This window comes from Aeoliella straminimaris, from assembly GCF_024054565.1.
GTDB classification, from domain to species: Bacteria; Planctomycetota; Planctomycetia; order Pirellulales; family Lacipirellulaceae; genus Aeoliella; species Aeoliella straminimaris.
Window position 1 is genome coordinate 396,183 of record NZ_JAMXLR010000026.1, and the last position, 21,140, is coordinate 417,322.

Sequence of the window (21,140 nt, forward strand, 5' to 3'; positions counted from 1 at the left end):
CTCATGTCCCATCCCTCGATTGGTTTCATTGGTGGCGGCCGCATTGCTCGTATCCTGCTCGGCGGTTGGCATTGTGTCGGCAAACAACTCTCGCAGGTCGTTGTCTGCGAACCGGACAAGGCGGCCTTCGCCACGCTGCAGTCTGCAGCCCCGTATGGCACTCTGGTCCAGGGCACAGCCGCGCAGGCGGCGCAGCAACCGATTGTGTTTCTCGCTGTTCATCCGCCACAGGTTGCCGACGTTGCTTCGTCGGTCGCGGGCGCGCTAGGTACCGACACCATCGTGGTGTCGCTTGCTCCCAAAGTTACCATTTCGAAGCTACAAGACGTGTTGGGAGGATTCGAACGGCTAGCGAGGCTCATTCCAAATGCTCCATCGCTGGTCGGCAACGGCTTTAACCCGATCGCCTGGAGCAACGCGTTGAAAGACACCGATCGCAAGACGATTCGCGACCTGATGAGGCCGTTGGGCGAACTTCCGGAAGTAGCGGAGGAAAAGCTCGAGGCCTACGCCATCGTCGCCGCCATGGGGCCTACCTATCTGTGGCCGCAATGGCTGGAACTGGAGTCGCTCGCTAGTGAGTTTGGTTTGCAGCCAGACGAAGCCCGTCGAGCGCTAAAGGCCATGACGGTGGGCGCCGTCGACATGCTAACCTCGTCGCACCTGACGTCCGACGAGGTAATGAGTCTGATACCTGTGAAACCGCTGGGCAGGTTCGAACCGGTACTCCGCACGGCCTATCGCACGAACTTGACGGCCCTGTATGAAAAAATACACCCCTAACTCCGGAAGCGATGGTAAGGATGAACGCCAAGAATTGGATCGCTGGAGCACTGCTGATCTTTGTCGCCTCGTCGGTTGTGATACTCGTGGGACGCGAGTTTCGGAAGTCGCCCGTGGACGAGGCACCCCTGGGTGCCGAGCAACAGCCGGATAACGCCCTGGTCGTGTACTACTTCCATGGAGAAACGCGTTGTCCAACCTGCATGAGCATCGAGAGTTTCTCTCACGAAGCGGTCGAGTCGGCGTTCGCCGACGAATTGGCCGAGGACCGGATGCAATGGAAGGTTGTGAACTACGAACAGCCCGCGAACTCACACTTCGTGACGGACTACGAGATTGTTTCGCCGACGGTGGTGCTGGTGCGCCGGGTGGATGGCAAGGTAGCCGATTGGCGAAACCTGGTTCGGGTGTGGGAACTGGTGGGCGACCGCGATGCGTTTACCGAGTACGTACAATCCGAAACCCGCTCGATGCTGGGCTCCTGATCGGAACAGCACCGGACATCTCCAACAAGGAAGCAACCATGACGACAGCAACAATCATCTCCGCCGTGCTGGTTCTGAGCAGCGTGGTGGCCACGCCAAACTCGGCTCCCGAAACCGAACGCCCACAGCCTGCTGACCATCAGGTGGTGGCCATCTACTTTCATCGCACTCAGCGTTGCCCAACCTGCAAGCGGATCGGCACGTTATCGCAGGAGGCAGTGACCAAAGGCTTCGCGAAAGAGGCCAAGTCGGGTGTCGTTGATTTCCAGCTGGTTGATTTCCAAAACAAGAAGAACACCAAGCTGGCGGAAACTTACGGTATTCAATCGCCGACGTTGGTGCTGCTCAACCGGTTTGAGGGGGAGACGGTTTGCTGGACCAAGATGCCCAAGGTCTGGCAACTGGTCGGCAAGCCCGCTGCGTTCCGTGCGTACGTCCAGGAAGGGGTTGCCCTCTACCTGAAGCAAACCAGGAAAGACGCTGAGAAGTCGGCGGAGAAGAAGCAATGACCCAGTGGTGGTTAGCGGCCGGTTCGGCCCTTTGGCTCGGCGTGTTGACCTCGATCAGCCCTTGCCCCTTGGCCACCAACATCGCCGCCATCAGCTACATCGGCCGCCGCGTCGACAACCCACGCCGCGTGCTGCTAGCCGGGTTGCTGTACACGATAGGACGAGTTGTCGCGTACGTGGGGCTGGCGCTGCTGCTGGTTGGCACTGCCCTGTCGGTGCCTGGCGTTTCGCTCTTCCTGCAAAAGTACATGCACCTGCTGCTGGGGCCCACGCTGATTCTGGTCGGCATGCTGCTCGTCGGCCTGATCGAAATCAACCTCGGCGGCGGGGGGATCTCGGAGTCGGCCAGACAGCGCATCGACCGGCTGGGAATCTGGGGAGCGCTGGTGCTGGGCGTTCTGTTCGCGTTAGCATTTTGTCCCACCTCGGCGGCCCTGTTCTTCGGCAACGTGATGGCCTCGCTATCGGCTGGTTCGATCGTGCTGCTGCCGGTGCTATATGGTGTTGGTACCGCTTTGCCGGTCATCGGATTCGCGGCCTTGATCGCCGTTGGTTCCAAGAAGCTGGGCGAGGCGTTCCAGGCGGTGAGCAAGACCGAACGTTGGGCCCGGTTGATAACCGGAGGAGTGGTACTGCTTGTCGGCTGCTACCTGACGCTGCAGGCGTTGCTGTAGAACGCCGGAAACGCGACTAGCCCGTGTAAAAAACGTGCAAGAAAGTCGCCGTAGATATCGGGCAAGCGTGTGATCTAATGAACGGTGCCGCGCGGGCTGCGTGCAGGTGCTGAAGGTCCGCCAGCCAATTGAGCCGACGGCACTAGCCGCGGGTGAGCAGGTGTTTGCTGGGGCTTGCGGAGTTCGTCCCTAGGCACCCGGCGCGGCGTAACAGTAGGCCGGCCACCCCGGCCGGCACCGGGACGTACTCGATCGGTCTGAAGCTCGAACTCTCAACTATCTTGAGTACCCAGCGGCGCTGCTGGATGGCATCGACTATTCACGAACCTGCGCAGGACGATATGTCCGACGCGGGGTTTGATGACTCCAAAACTACTGAGGTGAGCTGCACCGACTGCAGATAGGAAGTTCCGTAACTGAAAGAGGTTGTGACAACCGACGCGAGTTTGGATGCCTGCGAAAATGCGGCAGCAGAGCCCCGTCGGCGGTAGCTGGAGCAAGCTTCGCGACGTACGTCAAAGGCCCCTTTCGCTGGCAACCTGTTCGATTCTGCATTACTCGCCGAATCTCGATAGGCGGGCTCGCAAACCTTGTAGTAGGCTGGAGTTGCGCCGTCAATGGAGCAGACTGCTTAATGGTATAGGCAGTGTTTTCTGTCCATTTATTGTTAACCGGCTCCAACTCGTCCGCGATGCTGCAATGACGTCGACTCACTTCCCGAGATTGGCATTTTTACCGAATACGCGTGAAAAGCTGCCAAGATTTCCTTCGCGACGTCGAATCACAAATTGATCAAATGGCGTCCGCTGATCATTCCCCCCCGCGCCACGCCGCACATGCTTATACTGGAAAGGAAACAACCAACGATGCACAATCTGTGGGGAATCGCAATAACAATAGTCGGTCTGCTGATGTTTCTTGGAGGCCTCACGAAGACCGAGTTCTTTGTGTATCGCAGCTGCCCGGTCACGAATTCTATTGGGTGACCGTGTGCACTCGTTCTACATCGTTGCTGGGTTGATGGTGGCAATTTTCGGTGTCCTTGTTGCACTTGGAATCACGCATCGATAGTTCCGGAGATTCCCGGCATGGAACCGGAAGTGAGAGACGTTGCCTTCATCAGTCATCAATGCAGATCGCACAACCATCGCATGCACCGGAGCGGCGGTGGCTAGCGGACCTTTAGAGCAACATTAACTCCCGCTGACCGGTGATGCGGGTCATTCGACTTCAGTTTTTCCCGGAGATTGTGGAGATGACGATGAGTACTTTCAAGAATCAGCTTCGTGGTTGCGTTTTGGCTTCCTCTGTGTTGGCCTTTGCCATTTCGATACCCGGTTGTGGCACGAAGACTACGCCCCCTGGCGCGGATATCATCCGCCAGACGGCTCCAGGCATGAACATTACTTTCCTTCGATGGAAGCAAGGGCTAACGGTACTGTTCGTCGATGACGTCGAAGGGGGGCACAATGCTGGCGGAACGGGTTCAACGGAAAACCCTGTATACACCGCGACAGTGGCTGCGGGGTCTCCGGAAACGGGAGGGTACAAATGCGTGCTTGAAACGAAGGATGGCAAAACGGCGATCTGCCGAATCAATGGAAAAGGCTACGATCTGTCAAACGGCACGCTGTTTGTTATCAAAGCCAAAGGGGAAGAAATCGAGTTACATCAGTTAAAGCGGGATCTAACGACCATTCCCTTTGATGTCAAGAAATGTAAAGAGCCAATCCAAAAAGACGCGGAGATTCGGGAGCTGTTGGAACTCGGCGAATTGCCCAAATAGAATCCGAACAAACCGTTGCACACGGAGCCGCGGGCCGCGCAGGATCTGAAATCATTGTCGTTCGCCGCGGCGCGGTTACCGGGGACGTTAGGGTGCAACGGTGGGCATTGGGCAGGTCGCCGGCAGGCCTCTAATTAACAGCGGTGTGCCCAACCTCTGTCTCTTCGCGTGTCACCCAACTCCAGTCGGTCTACATCACCTCGGCAACTTAGCGGCCGCCATTTAGGGTACTTCAGTGCGTTCGACGTGACACACCGAACGCACCCAACCGCACCGCCGAGCCTGTGCGGCGGCGATGCGAGCCTCTGCCGCGTTCGCCTGCGATTCCTAGCGGCCTCGTGTAAACAAATCGCCGTTGAAATCACAAACACGTGTGATCCAATAGAGTTGCGGCAGTTTGTGGCCGTTCGCTCCGCGACCGAGCGTTGGTAGCGTAGGCTGATTCGCGGGAGCAAATCGCCACCAACGGGGTTTTGGGCCAACTCGGGTGGCCCAAAAAACCTGCGGGGAACAACGCAGCGGGTTTTGTCGCACCCCCTACATGGTTAGGCCGAGAAAAACAGAGGTTTCTGCAACCGAGGGCGACCAAAACTCGGGGAGTTTTGGGCCCATGAATGCAAGCTGGGGGATTGGAGCTGGGGGATTGGAGTTGGGGAAAACGGCCCCGCAGCTGGAGCGGCTACTTTAGCTTGGCCACCTGGGCCAAGGCTTCGTCGTTGCCAGCCACCAGCAGGGTGTCCGAATCGTTGAGCTTGTGGTCCGGATCGGGAGCGGCCAGCGTGCTACCCGTCAGGTAGTCGTGCAGGGCGACAATCGTCAGGGCGTACTTCTGGCGAATGTTCAACTCGCGAATGGTCTGGCCGATCCAACTGTCGGGCACGCTCATTTCCTGGATGCTGAAGTCGGGGCCCAGCTTGGTGTAGTTCAGCAGCCCCGGACCACCGAGTTGGGCTGCCAGTTCGATGGCGGTGTCGTACTCCGGAAAGATCGTATGTCCAACTCCCAGCCGTTCCATGACGCGGGCATGTTCCTTGGAGACCACCTTCACATAGATGTCGCCGATCTTCAGTTCCAGCAAAGCCATCGAGGCCAGCACACAGGCCGTGATGTCGTCGCCCAGCGAAACGACGGCCGCATCCGTTTGGTGCGCGCCAAGCTGCTTGAGGATTTCGATGTCCGTGGCATCGCCAACGACGGCCCGGGCCAACTGATTGCCAACTCGGTCGACCAGCGTTCCGTCGCGATCAATCGCAATGACATCGTGGCCGTTCTCGGCGAGCGACAGTCCCACGGCGGTGCCGAAGTTGCCCAAACCTACGATCAGAAAGCGTTTCATTCGATTCTACAGAGTGATGGAGTAGAGAGGTTTAGCCCACGATGACGTCTTCGTGGGTATAGCGAAAATCGCGGCTTTGGGCAAACCGCCGCCGCAGCAAAGCCGCCAGGGACAGGGGACCAACCCGGCCCACAAACATCAGCAGGATAATGACCCAACAAGCGTGCACCGAAAGGTGCGTGGTAACCCCCATCGACAGCCCCACGGTGTTCAGCGCGCTAACGACCTCGAAGGCCTCGGCAAGGAAGCCGTCGTTTTGATTGAGCAGATCGCCGATGCCTGCCAGCAGGAAGATGCCCGCGACGATGATCATTCCACCAATCACCAGCAGCCCCACGGCCCGCTGCACGGTTTCCTCGGGGATCGATCGTTCGGCAAAGGTAACGGATGTCCGGGATCGCAACCGCGACCAGGCTAGCAAACCGATGATCGCGAACGACGTGGTCTTGAATCCCCCGGCCGTGGAGCCAGGCGATCCACCGATCATCATTAGCAGAATCGTGAGGAAGTTGGAACTGTTGGACATCGAACGATAGTCGACCGTGTTGAACCCCGCCGTTCGGGGCGTGATGCTCATGAACAGTCCGTTGGTCAGCCGATCGAGATACGCCAGTTTGTTGAGTCCCTCATTCCACTCGAACATGAGAAACAGCAACCACCCCGCCAGCGTGAGAAACAGCGAACTGGAGAGTACCAGTTTCGTGTGCAGCGAGAGGGCCCGTCGCTCCTTGCGAGGCTGACGCCAGCGCCGGGCGAGTTCTTCCATGACTACGAACCCGAGTCCGCCGACGATGATCAGCGACGAGATGATGAGCAGCGTAACGGGAGATTCGGCAAACTGCACCAACGAATCGGTGTAGATGGAGAACCCGGCGTTACAGAAGGCACTGACGGAGTGGAAGATTGCCGGCCACAGGGCGTGCCCCCAACCGAGCTTGGGTCCCCACGTGAGATACAACAGCACGGCACCGATGGCCTCGAACGTGAGCGTGAATCGAACCACAGCCAGGATAAGTGCCCGAGGACTGATTTCGGATAGCGAAGGTGGTACCACGACAGAGGCCTCGGACCGCAGCGACAGCCGGCCCCCCAGGGCGAAGATCACCATGCTTGCGAGCGTCATCATGCCGATCCCGCCAATCTGGATCAGCAGCAGCAAGAATGCCTGTCCGCCGAAGGTGAAGTTGCTACCGGTGTCGACCACAATGAGCCCCGTGACACAAACGGCGCTGGTGGCCGTGAAGACGGCATCGGTCCAGCCGAGCGGGTCGCCCGTGTAGATGCCCGGCAGCAACTTCAATCCTAAGGTGCCCAGCAGGATGAGCAACGCGAAGGAGCCAACGAACACCTCCATGGCACGAAGGGTCTGCCACCGGCGTGATAGCAGATCCATGAACTTCCGCCACGGCCCAGTGGGAGTAGGCTGGGGCGAGCGGTCTTTGAAGTCGGGCGGCACGTGAGCAATCCTGCGGAAACAGCCAAGGCGGGAAGTCAAACTGACAGGCACTTGTTGCTATCACACGACTTTCCCACGCTTGGGCAGTCTGGGCAAGGTACGGGGCGCCCTGCCCGCACCAGCCTAAGAGAACTCGGCACACCTGGTTGGAGGAAATGACCCAATTCCAAAGCAAATCGGCGGTAGTTTGAGCATTGGTCGCCCTAGCGGTATTGCCGGGGTTGGCGGATTTAGGTATCCCTTGCCACCCCTGCGGGGACGATGCAGGCGCCAACGTGCGCGGTAGGCACCGTCGTTCCCTTGCAGCAGTCGATCTCCTCTGGACGAGTCTTCTCGAATGAGCACTCAAAACGAACAAATTACATTGCCATTCAACTCGCTATTTCAGCACTCGAAACGTGTGCTGAAGCAGGCATTGATGGTGTTCGCAGCGACCCTCCCTCTTGGTCTGCCGGCGGCAGGACAAGGGAATATGAGTGCCGGCGACCTGGCTGGCAGCTTGTTTGGACGCGAGGAAAAACCATCCGCTAGCGCGGGCGGTCCGTCGCTTTCATCCACCAGCGATCCGGTGACGGATATCCGTATTGAAGGGGCCCGTACCGTTCCTAAGGTGAAAGTACTCTCGCAACTACAGACGCGCATCGGCCGCCCGTACGATCCACAACTCGTGCAGCGTGACGTGAAGAAACTGTTCGACCTGCCGTGGTTCGTGAACGTGGAAACATACACCGACCGCAGCGAAGACGGCCTGGTGGTGATCTTCAAGGTGGTGGAACGCCCCACTATTCGCATCGTGCAGTACCTGGGCAACAAGAGCATCAAGGATGCAAAGCTGAGCAAAGAGACCGGCCTGGAAGAAGGGGGAGCCTTGAGCCCCTATCAGGTGGAAGAAGGTCGCAGCCGGATCGCCCAACTGTACAAGGACAACGGGTTCAACCGCGTGCAGGTTCAGGTGGTGGAGGGACTGCAGACTGGCGACCAGGCCGTGGTTTACTCCATTAACGAAGGCCCCCAACAAAAGGTGTCGAAGGTGCGTTTCGAGGGCAACCTGTTTGCCACCGACGGCCAGTTGAAGACGAAAATCAGCACCAAGCCGGGCATGTTCTTCGGCTTGTTCAAGGGCTACCTCGACCAGAATGGTGTGGAATCCGATCGGGTTCGCTTGACCGACTATTACCGGCGGTTTGGGTTCTTTCAAGCATCCGTGGAACCCATCATCGAATGGAACGACGACGACACCAAGGCCACGATTCGCTGGATTATCAGCGAGGGACCGCAATCGAGCGTGCGAAACGTATCGTTTCTTGGCAATAACCTGTTCGCCACCAAGGATTTGCAGGCAGGCCTGAAATTGCATGGTGCGCAGACCTTCGAACGTGATCGGCTAACCGGCGACGTCGAGTGGCTCAAGGAACTCTATGGCAGCCGGGGATACGTGTTCGCCGACATCAAGGCGGACGTCCGTTATCTGGACGAACCTGGCAAAGTGGATCTGGTCTACAGCATTGACGAGGGCAAGCAGTTCCGCGTGGGACGGGTGTTCGTGCACATCGGTGGCGACAATCCGCACACCAAGATCAGCACGGCGCTCAACCGTCTGTCGATCAAACCTGGACAGATCATGGACATTCGGGAAGTGCGAGCCAGCGAACGACGCCTGCAGGCCAGCAGCCTGTTCCACGCCGACGCGGCACGGAACATCTATCCCAAGATCTCGTTCCGCATTCCTGAAAAGAACGACGAAATGCTGGCATCTGGTGACCAGCCAATGGTCCGAGGGCAGAGTCCTCCAGAACCAGCCCCCGCTTTTGACGCCGTGCCGGGACAGCCGGGCACCTACGAAGTCGAACGGCCCAACTATCCGATGGATGTCGACAAGGATATGGAGGTGCACCTGTATTTCGATCGCGACCTGAAGCCGATTGCCCCCCCTGCCCCACAACCCGCGGTGCCGCAGTCGCAGCCCCAAGTGCATGTCGTACGGAAACCGGCCATCGAAAGCTACTACGCCAAACGCCCGGCCACGAATACGGCCTACCAAGAACTGAACGTGAAATCGGCCAATCCTTATCAGCCACGCCCGGTGTTGCTTCCACCTTCGCTGGACAGCAAGCCCGTGTATCGCGGACAGAACGCGACCATGGGCTGGGGTGCAGGCGGAGTGGCCACGCCTCGTAGCGCGTCGGACGTGTTGTCTGACGTGGGAGGCCAGGCCGTTCGGCCCACTTCGCCCGCCACGGCACCGGTGCGAGACGCGAGCGTGCAGCAGACACAGTATGTGAATGAGATTCCCCCGCCCGGTATTCCCGCTCAACAAACCCTGCCCTCGCCGCAGTTACCTCCGGCCGAGTCGATTACCCCCTACCCCGCCGATCAGATGATCGTGCCGGGTGCAAATGGGCTGCCGAGCTACACCAATCCGGAGGTCGACGTGTTTGTCGACCTGCAGGAAACGCAAACCGGCCGCTTCCTGTTGGGTGTTGGAATCAACTCGAATGCCGGCGTGGTGGGACAGATCATGCTGGACGAGCGCAACTTCGACTGGCGACGCCCTCCGCGTAGTTGGCAGGACATCGTCGACGGCACCGCATGGCGTGGTGGCGGTCAACGCTTCCGCCTCGAGGCCGCCCCCGGTTCGCAAGTGCAGCGTTATCTGGCCAGCTTCCAGGAGCCCTTCTTCCTGGGCACCAACGTCAGCTTGAGCTTGTCGGGTTCGTACTACGACCGCCGGTATACCGACTGGGACGAGCAACGACTCGGTGGCCGGATCGGTTGGGGTTACCAATGGGTGCAGAGCGACGTCTCGACCAACTTCACCTACCGGGCGGAGAACGTCAACATTCGCAACCCATCCAACCCCGCGGAACCACAACTGGCCGAAGTGTTGGGCGACAACATCCTGCATGGTTTCAAAGCGTCTATTATCAACGACACTCGCGACAGCGCCTTCCTGGCGACGCAGGGCCATTACATGGAGATCTACGGCGAGCAGGTCATTGGCACATTCGACTACCCGCGCGTGGGTGTCGACTTCAAGAAGTACTTCCTCGTCCGCGAACGGGCCGACCACTCGGGACGCCATGTCGTGAGCCTGGTCACCAAGGTCGACGTCACGGGTAGCGACACTCCCATCTACGATAACTTCTTTGCCGGTGGTTTTTCCACCTTGCGTGGTTTCGACTTCCGTGGTGCTTCGCCCGTGTCGAACGGCGTGGAGGTTGGTGGTGAGTTCAGCTGGCTGAACTCCGCCGAGTACATGTTCCCCATCACGGCGGACGACATGCTGCATGGCGTGGTGTTCTGCGACTTCGGTACGGTGGAGCCCAAAGTAGAAATCAACGACTTCCGCGTCTCGCCCGGTTTCGGTCTTCGCATCACGGTGCCAGCCATGGGCCCGGCGCCGATCGCGCTCGACTTTGCGTTCCCGGTCGCCAAAGCCCCCACCGACGACACGCAGGTGTTCAGCTTTAGCGTCGGCTTCCTGCGGTAAGCTCTCGCGGATGCGGTGGACGAGACCGTGTGCCTTGATTCAATGCTCTACCAGCGATAGTGCCATTCGGTCCAACCATCCGTGTAAGTGCGATGGATCTCTGGACCGGGCGTGAAATACTCCGCGCCGAACCAGCCCCAGCGGTACGGTTGGGGAGTGCACGTTGGACGGTACGTCGGATCCGACGGATAGGCGAGCGGCCCGGCGTAGTTGGCCGGTTGAACCGACTGCGGCGTAGCGCTGCGCTGTGGAGCTACAGCACGCTGCGGACTAGCCGGACGCTTCGAGAAAACGGTACCCGGCAGCGTGATATTATGCTGCGGAGTGGCCACACGCTGTGGGGCAACAGCCAGGGCCGCCGTGTTGCTCAATGCCACCAGACAAGCCAGCGTGAGAAGACGTTTCATTCGATCTGCTTCCTTGCAAACAGGCGAGCGTCACTCCATGGGGGTTGGCGCCGCGTCGAACGGTACCGCTGGGGCGCCGTCGTAGTAGTAGCCACCACCGTTGAAGTAGGGGGTAACGCCCAGCTCAACGTTGGGTGGTCCGTACAGGTTGCCAAAGTAGGGGGCGTAGCTCCCTCCCCAGCGCATGCGATAGTAGTCCAAGTGATAAGGGTACGGCCGCTGAAAGTAGCTGCCCGATACTTGTGGAACGTTGTACTGTGCTGGTCGGTGCTTGCGGTGTCGATCGCGTTGATAAGGTCGATCGGGCTTATGCATACCGCCATGGTGATCGCCAACGTGACCACCCATCGGCGGACCTCCCGCTGGTTGGTACGACGGTCCCTGGCGATAGCGTTGATACGTGGGTGCCTGACCGTGGGCCGAGCCCCAACATGCCAGCGCCAGCACCGCTACCGACAGGGTTGCCATTGATGTAGGTATGAAAAGTCGAGGCACGTCGCCCTACCTTTGTTGTTCGGAAGTTTCTATTCGCTACTCCATGCTAGGCAGGGAAATTCTTAACCGTCAAGAAAAATAGGACCTCTGCGGGTTGTAGGGGATATCTGCCGCCTCGCAGTCGGATTGTCCGCTGGTCCGGCCCCCCCAGCCCGTGGAAGCAAGCCGCCAGTATTGGGACAACTCCCCAATCCCCCAGGTTGCATTCGTGGTCCCAAAACTCCACCGTTTTGGTCCCCCCCGAATGGTAAGACTCCTTGTTTTCTAGGTGTTCTACATGGCGGGGTGGGGCAAAACTCTCCGCGTTGTTCTCCGCACGTTGTGCCAGTTGTCCCAATACTCCGCAGTTGGACCAAAACTGTAGCCAGGGGGTGGGGTGGGGCCTGCGATGCGACAGCCGCCTGCACACCGCGCCGCATCCCCATTGGATCACACCGACTCGCCACTTCAACGGTGATAATTTTACAGCGACGATTACGTCGTTTTGCGGCCCGCCCGTTGGCTATCTGCCAGAAAACATGACGGCGAAGATTGACATAGGCCAAATGTGGCAATATATTCACACGTGTTAACTGATTGCCACTTAACTTCTCCCGCTCCATCGGTATGGCAAAGACTGAAGTCAACACCAGCGATCTCGGACGCCGCGAGCGTCAGATCATGGATGCCGTCCATCGGCTTGGGGAGGCATCCGTCAGCGAGGTTCGCGACGAGATTCCCGCCCCGCCCAGCTACTCGTCGGTCCGCACAATGGTGCGTCTGCTGGAATCGAAGGGGCTGCTCACCCACCGGCAGTGTGGCAAACGCTACGTCTACCGTGCCACACAATCGCGCGATCAGGCCAGCAGGTCGGCGCTTCGGCATCTGCTCGAGACCTTCTTCAAAGGTTCGGCTACCGAGGCGGTGGCTGCGATTCTCGACGCCGAAAGTGTCGGAGAAGACGAACTAAAACGAATCGAGTCCATCGTCCGGAAAGCACGCCAAGAGGGGAAATAGCATGCCATCCTTGTAAGCGCTATCGAATTACCTGGATGACTCATTTCTCAACCTACTGTTCGATCTCACGGTCAAGGCGACCTTGATTCTGATCGTCGCCATGTTGGCCGTCAGGGCGCTGCGTCGATCGTCTGCTGCCGTTCGGCACGCCGTGCTAACGTCGGCCTTGTTGTCGACCGTCGCCCTGCCATTGCTTTCGCAAGTGCTGCCTCGCCTCGAAGTGCCCACGCCGGTGGTCTTCTCTCAACCGAAAGTGCCCACCGAGTCACCACCGGTCCAATTGGAGCCCGAATCTAACTACCAACCTACCGAGATTGCAAACGACGCCACGGATGACGCGGCCAACCAAACGACTTCGCCCGTAGCGGGCATTACGAGCGCTTCCCTAGAAGCACCCGTCAGCCAGGCAGCCTCCGCCCACACGATTCGCCTCGCGCATGTGGCGTCGGCCGTGTGGATGGTGGGAATGCTTTCGTTGTTGGTGGTAATCGTTGTGGGCGAAGTGGGAGCACTGCGATTAAGACGTACCAGCAACGCATTGCCCGAGGGCGAGTGGAGCCAGAGCCTCGCCGAAATCAGCGGGCAGCACCGGCCAATGCGTCGGGTCGTCTTGCTTGAGAACTCGACGATTCAAGTACCCATGACCTGCGGTACGCTGCGCCCAGCGATTCTGATCCCCGCCGGATTTCATGCCACGGCTGACGAGCGACGTCGTATCCTGCTGCACGAGATGGCGCATGTCGTACGTTTCGACGTTGCCCTGCAGACGCTTGGCCGACTGGCGTGTGCGCTGTATTGGTTCCATCCGCTGGCCTGGTGGTGCTTGAGGCAGATGCATCGCGAACGCGAACAGGCTTGCGACGATTGGGTCGTGCGGTCAGGAGAGCGGGCAACAGAGTATGCCGATCAGCTGATTGCCCTGGCAAAGCGCAACCTCACCGAGCGACCACTACCCGCGGCGGTGGGAATCGTCCGCCGTGGCAATCTCGAAAAGCGAGTCCACGCCATGCTCAACAGCGACTGCAGTCACGCAGCCATGGGGCGGGTGCGTGGTACGCTGCTGGTGGCCCTGTGTCTTTGTGTTGTAGCGTCACTGGCCGTCCTTCAGCCCCGGCCAACGATTGCTGCGGGTCCAGACGATTCTGCACCGCAAAACACTCAAGAAGAATCTGCCGATCAAGCCGACGCATCAAAGCACGACCCCACCAAGACGGATAGTTACACGTTCCCCATCCGCATGACGGGATTGGCCTTAGATGAGGCCGGCAACCCCATTGCGGGGGCGACCGTCTATGTCTCTTCACAGCGTGTGCTTTGGGCCGGCAAACGTATCGCCGAGACCACTACCGACGAAAGCGGAAGATACACGTTCGAAGAGATTGAGCTTCCGATCACACGCGCGGACACCAACCACGGCCGCGACCATGGTGGGTTTTTGGTGTTTGGTACCGCCCAGGGGTACGGCTTTGCCTGGCGACCGCTGAAATGGTTCTATCCGAGTCCCCAGCCTGGACGTTCCAGTTACGTGGATCCGGCAGGGGACGAACCCAGTCAATTCTACGTAGATGACAAGATCGAACTCGACCTGACCTTCCCTGCAGCGGCTACGATTCGCGGTACGATTGTCGATGGGAATGGCGAGCCGATTCCCAAAACAAAGCTTGCCATCTGGGACGCCGAACGCATTCCGCTAGATGCCTATGGCTCGCGTCGGCCGGGCTCCGACCGGCAACCGTTCAGGATAATGGCCAGCGACGGATTCGAACTGCTCAACGCCGATGTGCCGCCAGAGATGTGGATAACCCACAGCGATGCAGAAGGTCGCTTCGAATTCACCGGCGCGCCCAGCGGCCGTCGATTTCGAGTTAAGGTGCAACCGCCAGGGTTTCCGTCGCGGATGGTCTGGTTCACCACGCGAGCAGGTTTGGAAGAAAGCTACGGCGACCGTCGGCTGTACGATGCCTCGCAGGACATTCGTTTGACCTTCGAGAACTCGGTGAAAGTTCCCATCCAAGTGGTCTACGCCGATACCGGGCAGCCAGCACCGAAGGCGTTTGTCAACGCGAATAACAAGCTAGCCAGCGCGCTGGACACAACCGACGAACAAGGGCGGGTCACCTTGGGCGTGCCACCTGGCGAATACCGCCTGCACATTCTGCCGGAATATGGCACCCCGTACCTGGAGACAAACACTAACTTCACACTGGGCGACGAACCACCTGCAGCGCCCATCGTGGTCGAACTGCCTGCCGCCGCGCAGGTGGAGGTTCAGGTCGTCGATAAAGACACCGGCCAAGGCATCGAGAACGTCGACTTCTGGAGCCGGGACTCCGACGATCAGCGAGAATTGCACTACACGACCGCCTGGGAAGTCGCCACGCGGATCGTTCACCGCGACCGCCTGCGAACCGACGACACGGGCACACTCCAAGCATTATTTGAGCCCGGAACACACCGCATCGGCGTCGCCTGGCAATCGTATCCCGATGACTATCAGCCGGGCAGCTACCAGGGAAAAGAGATTGAATGCAAACCTGGCGAGAAGCTGAAGGTTGTCTTTGAGCTCGAGCGAAAGCGATCCAACTAGGGCACCCCGGGCATGCGATTGGTGCGACGCTGCTGCGTATCGGTCCGAATAGGATCGAAATCGACCGCTGCCATTCACGAAGGCTCCGGCAAAACTAGAGTGCCGCGAGGCGATAGCATGCACCTCTGGTGTGCGCTCGTGCTAATTTTCTAGGCATCGCACACGGTGATCCGAAGGCTATCGGCTGCCTTTTTCTCCTCAACCCGTTCCGATGAGCGAAGTTCGGGATGCGGGCGACTAGTGGCGCATGCTTTGCAACGGTGTGGAGTGTGATGCGACTTTACCATGGTCGTTGTGCTGCCACACTACGTGATGGCTGGGTCTGCAGGCGAGATTCTATGCGATTAGGAACCTTTGGAGAATATGCGGAAGCTAAGTCTAACCACCTTTATCTTGATCGGCTTGGTACTGGGAGTGTTGACCGGCGTGTTCGTTGGCGAGCGGGCTGAGATTCTCGACCCCATTGGCAACGGCTTCATTCGCCTGCTACAGATGGCCGTGCTGCCGTACTTCATCGTGGCGTTGCCGCTCGGGTTTGGACGCCTGAGCTATGAGGAGGCCAAGCTGACCGGTGCCCGCCTTGCCCTGTTTTCGGTAGTGCTGTGGGCGCTGGCGATAGGCTTAGTGGTGCTGCTGCCGCTGATGTTTCCGCAGCTCCAGTCGGCCAGTTTTTTCAGCCACTCGATGGTCGAGCCGGCCGAGGAAGTGGACTTCGTCGAGTTGTACATCCCAGCCAACCCTTTTAGCAGCTTAAGCCAGGCCGTGATTCCCGGCGTGGTGGTGTTTGGCGTCGCGCTAGGCATTGCCTTGATCGGTGTGCCGAACAAGCAGCAACTGCTCACCGTGCTCGATAGCCTGGCCAACGCGTTGGGCAGGATCACCGGCTTCGTGGTCAAGTTGACACCGATCGGCGTATTCGCCCTGGCCGCCAGCGCGGCGGGCACGATGACGCTGGAGGACCTGAGTCGACTGCAGGTCTATCTGGTCGCGTACACGATCGGCGCGATGCTACTCGCCTTCTGGCTGGTGCCGATGCTCGTGGCGTCGCTCACTCCGTTTAGCTACGGCGACGTGCTCCGCGCTACGCGCGATCCGTTGGTCACCGGATTTACGACCGGCAACCTACTGGTGGTGCTTGCCATGTTGGCCGACAACTGCAAACAACTGTTCAAGGACCAAGAAGAGCGGAGTCGCCGCCACGCCGAATCGGTGGTCGACGTGGCCCTGCCCATCGCCTTTACGTTTCCCAACCTGGGGGTCGTACTGCTGCTGTTGTTCATCCCGTTCGCGGGTTGGTTCACCGGTTCGCCAGTGGCCCTGAGCGACTACCCGAAGCTCAGTGTGCTGGGGTTTTTCAGTTTCTTTGGCAGCGTCGAAATCGGCCTGCCCTTCGTGCTGCAACAGCTACGCATCCCCACCGACATGTTCCGCCTGCATGTGGTTACGCTGGTTTATATTGGCCGGTTGGCAACGCTGCTGGCCGTGATGCACCTGGCGGGGCTGGCCATCTTGAGCGCCGCGGGCAATGCCGGCTGGCTCCGCTTTCGCCCCAAGGGGCTGGCCACGTTTGCGGTTGCCTCGACACTGCTACTGGCCGTGAGCATCGGCGGCGGTCGGTGGATGCTGCGATCGACCGTCGATCAAGTTTACTCCAAAGACCGCGTGCTCACCGGCATGAGGACGGCCAAATACACACCCAACGGCGGCGTTCATCGCGAACCACCCGAGCCTATCGAAGGCACCGACCAGGCGAGCCCGCTCGACCTGGTGCGGCAACGGGGCGAGCTTCGCGTCGGCTACGATCCTGAAGGGTTGCCCTTCAGCTTCTTTAACGACCGCGGCGAGCTGGTAGGCCTCGACATCGAGATGACTCAAGCCCTGGCCGAGGAACTGGGAGTCAAGGCCGTTTACTACCCCTACGACAAACAAGCCATGGCCGAAAGCCTGAATGGCCATCGTCAATACGACCTGCTGGTGGGAGGTCTGTTCGCCACGACGCGACGCGTCGAAAAGATGCGTTTCAGCGATCCGTATCTCGATCTGCACCTCTCGCTGCTCGTGCCCGACCACCGCAAGGAGGAGTTCTCAAGCCTGAAAAACCTGCGCCGCAAAGGACCGCTTCGCATCGGGGTGCTCGAGCGGCCCTATTTCGGTGCACGCATTCAGCAATCGGCCCCCAACGCCGAAATAGTACTGCTCAACTCGCCGCGCCCGTTCTTTGAAGGCGAGTCCGACCTCGACGCCCTGGTGATGAGCGCCGAAGCGGGCAGTGCCTGGACCCTGCTGTACCCCAACTACACCGTGGTGATGCCGAGCGACGCGCAACTTACCGTGAGCGTTGGCTATCCGATGCCACTGGATGGAAGTCGGCTGGAAAACGTGGTGAGTCGCTGGATTGATCTGAAACGAAAAGACGGCACCATCACCGCACTGTACGACCACTGGATCGAAGGCAAATCCGCTCAGGACAATGGTCCCCGGTGGAACGTGCTGACCGATGTCCTGGGATGGGGCCAGGTTACTCCGGCCGACGAAGCCATTCAGACCAGTCAGGCGGCCGGATCTTCGTATCCGGCAACCAGGTGAAGTTGCCGGCCGGAGTTACTGCGATCCTGTCGCAACTTCTAGCTGTGGTGCTCCTCCGGTAAACCTACGCGTTGTGTTCGATACATTCGCTTGGTGTCCACAATCGCCGAGCCTTGACGCAGGTTTAGCATAGGCTAAAATTCAAACTAGATGGGAGAATAGAAATTCTCCGGCACAGCGGTGAACCATACCGCAGTCTGGCCAATGTAGAACGAACGACCATGAACCATGCACTGCCAGTCGTTGCTAGTTTGATAGCGATGGCCGTGGTGTTCTGGCCGCGATACGGTCTGTGGGCGCGGTGGCAGCTCGCTCAAGAACTGGCCCGCCGCATTCGCCGTGAAGATGCCTTGAAGCACTTGATTAAGAGCGAGGCCAACGGTCGCGTGGCGACGCTGAATAGTCTGGCTGGCGCGCTGCAAATATCGGCCGCGAACGCCGCCAGCCTGTTGGAAGAGTTGGAAGAGCGCGAACTGGTGACTTTCGAAGATGGCCGCCCACTTCTGCGGCCGGCGGGACGCGCAATGGCTTTGCACGTGGTCCGCGCCCACCGACTGTGGGAAAGTTACCTTGCCGAGCAAACCGGCGTGCCCGAGTTGGAATGGCACCCGCGTGCCGAGGAGCGAGAGCATTTACTCACCCCCGAAGAGGCCGACGCGCTCGCGGCCAGGCTGGGACATCCCACGCGCGATCCGCACGGCGACGTGATTCCGCCGCCCCACGGTGACCTGGAAGGCGATCCGGGCCAGTCGCTCAACACCGCCGCACCGCAGACGCCCGTACTGATCACGCATATCGAGGACGAGCCCGATACCGTTTACCGCCAGTTGGTCGCCTTGGGATTGCGGCCCGGGATGCGGGCGTTTGTGATTGAGAAGACCCCTTCGCGGGTTCGTTTCTGGGTGGATGGCAACGAACAGATCCTGGCACCCATCCTCGCGCAGAATGTGTTTGTGCGACCGCTGCCGGAGTTCCGCACCGAAGACCTGGTGGAGGAGGAATTTCTGTCCGGCCTGAAGCCTCAAGCAAGGACGCGAGTGATCGGCCTGTCGCCTGCCTGTCGCGGGCAGGAGCGCCGCCGATTGTTGGACCTGGGATTTGTGCCGGGCACCGTGGTTGAAGTGGAGATGATCAGCCCCGCCGGCGACCCCACGGCCTATCGCGTACGAGGCACCATCGTGGCGCTGCGTCGCGAACAGGCGAATCTCATCCGCGTGAGCTCCAAAGAGGCGAGCGACCGATGAGTTCCGCCCATCCACCATCGCCCACCGAAAACGTTGCCACTGCACCTGTAGTGGATGCCTGCGCGTCGTGCAGCGTGTATCGTGCCGCCAACCTGAAGAAGTTGGGCGTGGCGATGGAGGACTGGGACTTCGTGGTCGCCCTGGCCGGCAATCCCAACACCGGCAAGAGCACCGTGTTCAACGCACTGACGGGCCTGCGCCAGCACACCGGCAATTGGCCGGGCAAGACCGTGGCCCGCGCCGAAGGCGGTTATGCCTACGGTGACCATCGCTTCAAGCTAGTCGATCTGCCAGGCACCTACTCGCTGCTGTCGACCAGTCTCGATGAACAGATCGCCCGCGACTTTATCCTATTCGGCCAACCGGACGTAACGGTGATCGTAGCCGACGCTACGCGGCTGGAGCGCAACCTGAATCTCGTGCTGCAGATACTCGAGATTACCGATCGCGCGGTCGTGTGTCTTAACCTGATGGACGAGGCCCGTCGGCATGGCATCACCGTGGACGATCGCCAACTCGCCCGCGACCTGGGGGTACCGGTCGTCCCGGCATCGGCCCGCTTCGGACGAGGGCTGCCGGAGTTGCTGCAAGCCATTAACGAAGTGGCCACCGGCCAGGTAGTCTGCCGCCCGCAGCGACTGGAAACCGTGCCGGCTGCTATTCGACCCGCATTAACGGCGGTGGTTGGCGAACTCGAGGCAGCCTACCCCAACCTGCCCAATCCGCGGTGGGTCGCGCTGCGACTTCTGAGCGGCGACGAATCGATGGTCGACGCACTCCGTGGCGGGCAACTCGGTACGCTGCATTCCCTGGCCACCACCGAATCGAACAAGGAATAGCACCCGACGCCCGCCATGCCCCCCTCCCCTTCCCAGCCCGCATCGCAATCCGACCAGATCCTGGCAGCCGCCAAGCAGTGGCGACAGCAGATTCCGGGCGATTTGCACGAGCACGTCGTCGAGGCCATCTACGGCCAGGCGGCGCGGATTGCGGAGCGTTCGGTATCGAGCCCCAGCCAGGCGGCGCGGCCCACGTTCGATCGCTCGCTCGATCACATTCTGACGAGCAAGCTATGGGGCTTCCCGATCATGATCCTGCTATTTGCGGTGATGTTCTGGATCACCATCACGGGGGCGAACATCCCGTCAGCATGGCTCTCGTGGCTGCTGATCGATCAGGGTCACTCGTGGCTCAGGGGCATCTTCCAAAGCGTTGGTTCGCCGGAGTGGCTAACCGGGTTTGTCGTCGACGGTATGTACCTCGCCACGGCGTGGGTGGTGAGCGTGATGCTGCCGCCGATGGCCATCTTCTTCCCGCTATTTACGCTGCTGGAAGACTTCGGCTACCTGCCGCGAGTGGCGTTCAACCTCGACCGGCTGTTCAAGGTCTCCGGCGGGCATGGCAAGCAGGCGATGACCACCATGATGGGCTTTGGCTGCAATGCTGCCGGAGTGGTGGCCACGCGGATTATCGACAGCCCCCGCGAACGACTGCTGGCGATCATCACTAACAACTTTGCGCTGTGTAATGGCCGGTGGCCAACACAGTTTCTGATCGCCACGGTGTTCCTCGGTTCGCTGGTCCCGGCAGTGCTGGCCGGCCTGGTGGCGGCCGCCGCGGTGACCAGCGTGGCGATGCTGGGCGTACTGCTGACATTCCTGGTGAGCTGGGGACTATCTCGCACCCTGCTGAAGGGCGAGGTCAGCACGTTCAGCCTCGAGTTGCCACCGTACCGGCCACCTCGATTCTGGCAAACGCTCTACACGTCGCTTATCGATCGTACGCTCTTTGTGCTGTGGCGGGCCGTCGTGTTTGCCCTGCCGGCGGGTGCGGTGATCTGGCTGGTCGCCAACGTCTACGTTGGCGGAGAGAGCCTGGCCGAGCATTTCATCCGCGTTGCCGACCCGTTGGGACTGTTCATTGGGCTCAACGGGGTGATTTTGCTGGCCTACGTGATTGCCATTCCAGCCAACGAGATCGTCATCCCCACGGTGCTGATGCTCACGGTGATGACCACCGGCCTGCAGGACGTGGGGGCCGGCACGGGCGTGATGTTCGAACTGCAGTCGGGCGACGCCGTGGGGCAACTATTAACCGCTGGCGGCTGGACCACGCTGACGGCCGTCAATCTGATGCTCTTCAGCCTGCTGCACAACCCCTGTAGCACCACCATCTATACCATCTATCGAGAAACCGGCAGCGCAAAGTGGACGATGGTTTCCACGCTGTTGCCACTGGCATTGGGCTTTGTGGTGTGTGCGCTCACCGCCTGGGGATGGCGGCTCCTGAGTGTTGCCCCGGGCTGA

General features: G+C 59.9%; 16 protein-coding genes. 12 read left to right on the forward strand and 4 right to left on the reverse strand.

What is annotated here, in order from left to right:
* The first annotated feature begins 3 nt into the window (after window positions 1-3).
* The 5 genes from NG895_RS08430 (at window position 4) to NG895_RS08450 (ending at window position 4,237) form a co-directional block, all read left to right on the forward strand.
* Complete coding sequence (locus tag NG895_RS08430; RefSeq protein WP_252852032.1) at window positions 4-783, forward strand: pyrroline-5-carboxylate reductase family protein; 780 nt, start codon at window positions 4-6, stop codon at window positions 781-783.
* A gap of 20 nt (window positions 784-803) precedes the next feature.
* Window positions 804-1,268, forward strand: a complete 465-nt coding sequence (locus tag NG895_RS08435) for a nitrophenyl compound nitroreductase subunit ArsF family protein (RefSeq protein ID WP_252852033.1) — start codon at window positions 804-806, stop codon at window positions 1,266-1,268.
* Between the two features lie 38 nt (window positions 1,269-1,306).
* On the forward strand, window positions 1,307-1,777 hold the full coding sequence (locus tag NG895_RS08440) for a nitrophenyl compound nitroreductase subunit ArsF family protein (RefSeq protein WP_252852034.1): 471 nt from the start codon (window positions 1,307-1,309) through the stop codon (window positions 1,775-1,777).
* Complete coding sequence (locus NG895_RS08445; RefSeq protein WP_252852035.1) at window positions 1,774-2,451, forward strand: aromatic aminobenezylarsenical efflux permease ArsG family transporter; 678 nt, start codon at window positions 1,774-1,776, stop codon at window positions 2,449-2,451. Before NG895_RS08440 ends, NG895_RS08445 begins: the two co-directional genes overlap by 4 nt.
* 1,261 nt (window positions 2,452-3,712) lie before the next feature.
* On the forward strand, window positions 3,713-4,237 hold the full coding sequence (locus tag NG895_RS08450; RefSeq protein ID WP_252852036.1) for a hypothetical protein: 525 nt from the start codon (window positions 3,713-3,715) through the stop codon (window positions 4,235-4,237).
* A 679-nt stretch (window positions 4,238-4,916) separates the two neighbouring features.
* Here NG895_RS08450 and NG895_RS08455 read toward each other — a convergent pair.
* Together NG895_RS08455 and NG895_RS08460 are read right to left on the reverse strand one after the other, a co-directional pair.
* The gene (locus NG895_RS08455; RefSeq protein WP_252852037.1) at window positions 4,917-5,573 is read right to left on the reverse strand and encodes a potassium channel family protein; all 657 of its coding nucleotides are present in this window, start codon (window positions 5,571-5,573) and stop codon (window positions 4,917-4,919) included.
* Window positions 5,574-5,604: 31 nt separating this feature from the next.
* Window positions 5,605-7,029 (reverse strand): TrkH family potassium uptake protein, encoded by a 1,425-nt coding sequence (locus NG895_RS08460; RefSeq protein ID WP_252852038.1) that lies wholly within the window; start codon window positions 7,027-7,029, stop codon window positions 5,605-5,607.
* A gap of 337 nt (window positions 7,030-7,366) precedes the next feature.
* Between NG895_RS08460 and NG895_RS08465 the strand changes: the two genes are divergently transcribed.
* Window positions 7,367-10,519, forward strand: coding sequence for a POTRA domain-containing protein (locus tag NG895_RS08465; RefSeq protein WP_252852039.1), 3,153 nt, complete (start codon window positions 7,367-7,369; stop codon window positions 10,517-10,519).
* Window positions 10,520-10,566: 47 nt separating this feature from the next.
* Here the strand turns inward: NG895_RS08465 and NG895_RS08470 are convergent, their stop codons facing one another.
* Both NG895_RS08470 and NG895_RS08475 read right to left on the reverse strand, forming a co-directional pair.
* Window positions 10,567-10,926, reverse strand: coding sequence for a hypothetical protein (locus NG895_RS08470; RefSeq protein ID WP_252852040.1), 360 nt, complete (start codon window positions 10,924-10,926; stop codon window positions 10,567-10,569).
* A gap of 30 nt (window positions 10,927-10,956) precedes the next feature.
* Complete coding sequence (locus tag NG895_RS08475; protein ID WP_252852041.1) at window positions 10,957-11,394, reverse strand: hypothetical protein; 438 nt, start codon at window positions 11,392-11,394, stop codon at window positions 10,957-10,959.
* A 633-nt stretch (window positions 11,395-12,027) separates the two neighbouring features.
* Between NG895_RS08475 and NG895_RS08480 the strand changes: the two genes are divergently transcribed.
* The 6 genes from NG895_RS08480 to NG895_RS08505 all read left to right on the forward strand — a co-directional run bounded on the left by NG895_RS08480 (window position 12,028) and on the right by NG895_RS08505 (window position 21,140).
* Window positions 12,028-12,417 carry a BlaI/MecI/CopY family transcriptional regulator gene (locus NG895_RS08480; RefSeq protein WP_252852042.1) on the forward strand — a complete coding sequence of 130 codons (390 nt, stop codon included), beginning with the start codon at window positions 12,028-12,030 and terminating at the stop codon, window positions 12,415-12,417.
* An 82-nt stretch (window positions 12,418-12,499) separates the two neighbouring features.
* A complete protein-coding gene (locus tag NG895_RS08485; protein WP_261360711.1) occupies window positions 12,500-15,004 on the forward strand; it encodes a M56 family metallopeptidase in 2,505 nt (834 codons plus the stop codon).
* Window positions 15,005-15,367: 363 nt separating this feature from the next.
* The gene (locus NG895_RS08490; RefSeq protein ID WP_252852044.1) at window positions 15,368-17,590 is read left to right on the forward strand and encodes a cation:dicarboxylate symporter family transporter; all 2,223 of its coding nucleotides are present in this window, start codon (window positions 15,368-15,370) and stop codon (window positions 17,588-17,590) included.
* A 221-nt stretch (window positions 17,591-17,811) separates the two neighbouring features.
* A complete protein-coding gene (locus NG895_RS08495; RefSeq protein WP_252852045.1) occupies window positions 17,812-18,834 on the forward strand; it encodes a metal-dependent transcriptional regulator in 1,023 nt (340 codons plus the stop codon).
* A complete protein-coding gene (locus NG895_RS08500; protein ID WP_252852046.1) occupies window positions 18,831-19,673 on the forward strand; it encodes a FeoB small GTPase domain-containing protein in 843 nt (280 codons plus the stop codon). The genes NG895_RS08495 and NG895_RS08500 overlap by 4 nt, the downstream gene beginning before the upstream one ends.
* Window positions 19,674-19,688: 15 nt before the next feature.
* The gene (locus NG895_RS08505; protein WP_252852047.1) at window positions 19,689-21,140 is read left to right on the forward strand and encodes a nucleoside recognition domain-containing protein; all 1,452 of its coding nucleotides are present in this window, start codon (window positions 19,689-19,691) and stop codon (window positions 21,138-21,140) included.

What these genes read in the sequence shown, in the direction of transcription:
- NG895_RS08430 (WP_252852032.1), top strand. Translation starts at nt 4, where the DNA reads ATGTCCCATCCCTCGATTGGTTTCATTGGTGGCGGCCGCATTGCTCGT.
- NG895_RS08435 (WP_252852033.1), top strand. Translation starts at nt 804, where the DNA reads ATGAACGCCAAGAATTGGATCGCTGGAGCACTGCTGATCTTTGTCGCC.
- NG895_RS08440 (WP_252852034.1), top strand. Translation starts at nt 1,307, where the DNA reads ATGACGACAGCAACAATCATCTCCGCCGTGCTGGTTCTGAGCAGCGTG.
- NG895_RS08445 (WP_252852035.1), top strand. Translation starts at nt 1,774, where the DNA reads ATGACCCAGTGGTGGTTAGCGGCCGGTTCGGCCCTTTGGCTCGGCGTG.
- NG895_RS08450 (WP_252852036.1), top strand. Translation starts at nt 3,713, where the DNA reads ATGAGTACTTTCAAGAATCAGCTTCGTGGTTGCGTTTTGGCTTCCTCT.
- NG895_RS08455 (WP_252852037.1), bottom strand. Translation starts at nt 5,573, where the DNA reads ATGAAACGCTTTCTGATCGTAGGTTTGGGCAACTTCGGCACCGCCGTG.
- NG895_RS08465 (WP_252852039.1), top strand. Translation starts at nt 7,367, where the DNA reads ATGAGCACTCAAAACGAACAAATTACATTGCCATTCAACTCGCTATTT.
- NG895_RS08470 (WP_252852040.1), bottom strand. Translation starts at nt 10,926, where the DNA reads ATGAAACGTCTTCTCACGCTGGCTTGTCTGGTGGCATTGAGCAACACG.
- NG895_RS08475 (WP_252852041.1), bottom strand. Translation starts at nt 11,394, where the DNA reads ATGGCAACCCTGTCGGTAGCGGTGCTGGCGCTGGCATGTTGGGGCTCG.
- NG895_RS08480 (WP_252852042.1), top strand. Translation starts at nt 12,028, where the DNA reads ATGGCAAAGACTGAAGTCAACACCAGCGATCTCGGACGCCGCGAGCGT.
- NG895_RS08490 (WP_252852044.1), top strand. Translation starts at nt 15,368, where the DNA reads ATGCGGAAGCTAAGTCTAACCACCTTTATCTTGATCGGCTTGGTACTG.
- NG895_RS08495 (WP_252852045.1), top strand. Translation starts at nt 17,812, where the DNA reads ATGAACCATGCACTGCCAGTCGTTGCTAGTTTGATAGCGATGGCCGTG.
- NG895_RS08500 (WP_252852046.1), top strand. Translation starts at nt 18,831, where the DNA reads ATGAGTTCCGCCCATCCACCATCGCCCACCGAAAACGTTGCCACTGCA.
- NG895_RS08505 (WP_252852047.1), top strand. Translation starts at nt 19,689, where the DNA reads ATGCCCCCCTCCCCTTCCCAGCCCGCATCGCAATCCGACCAGATCCTG.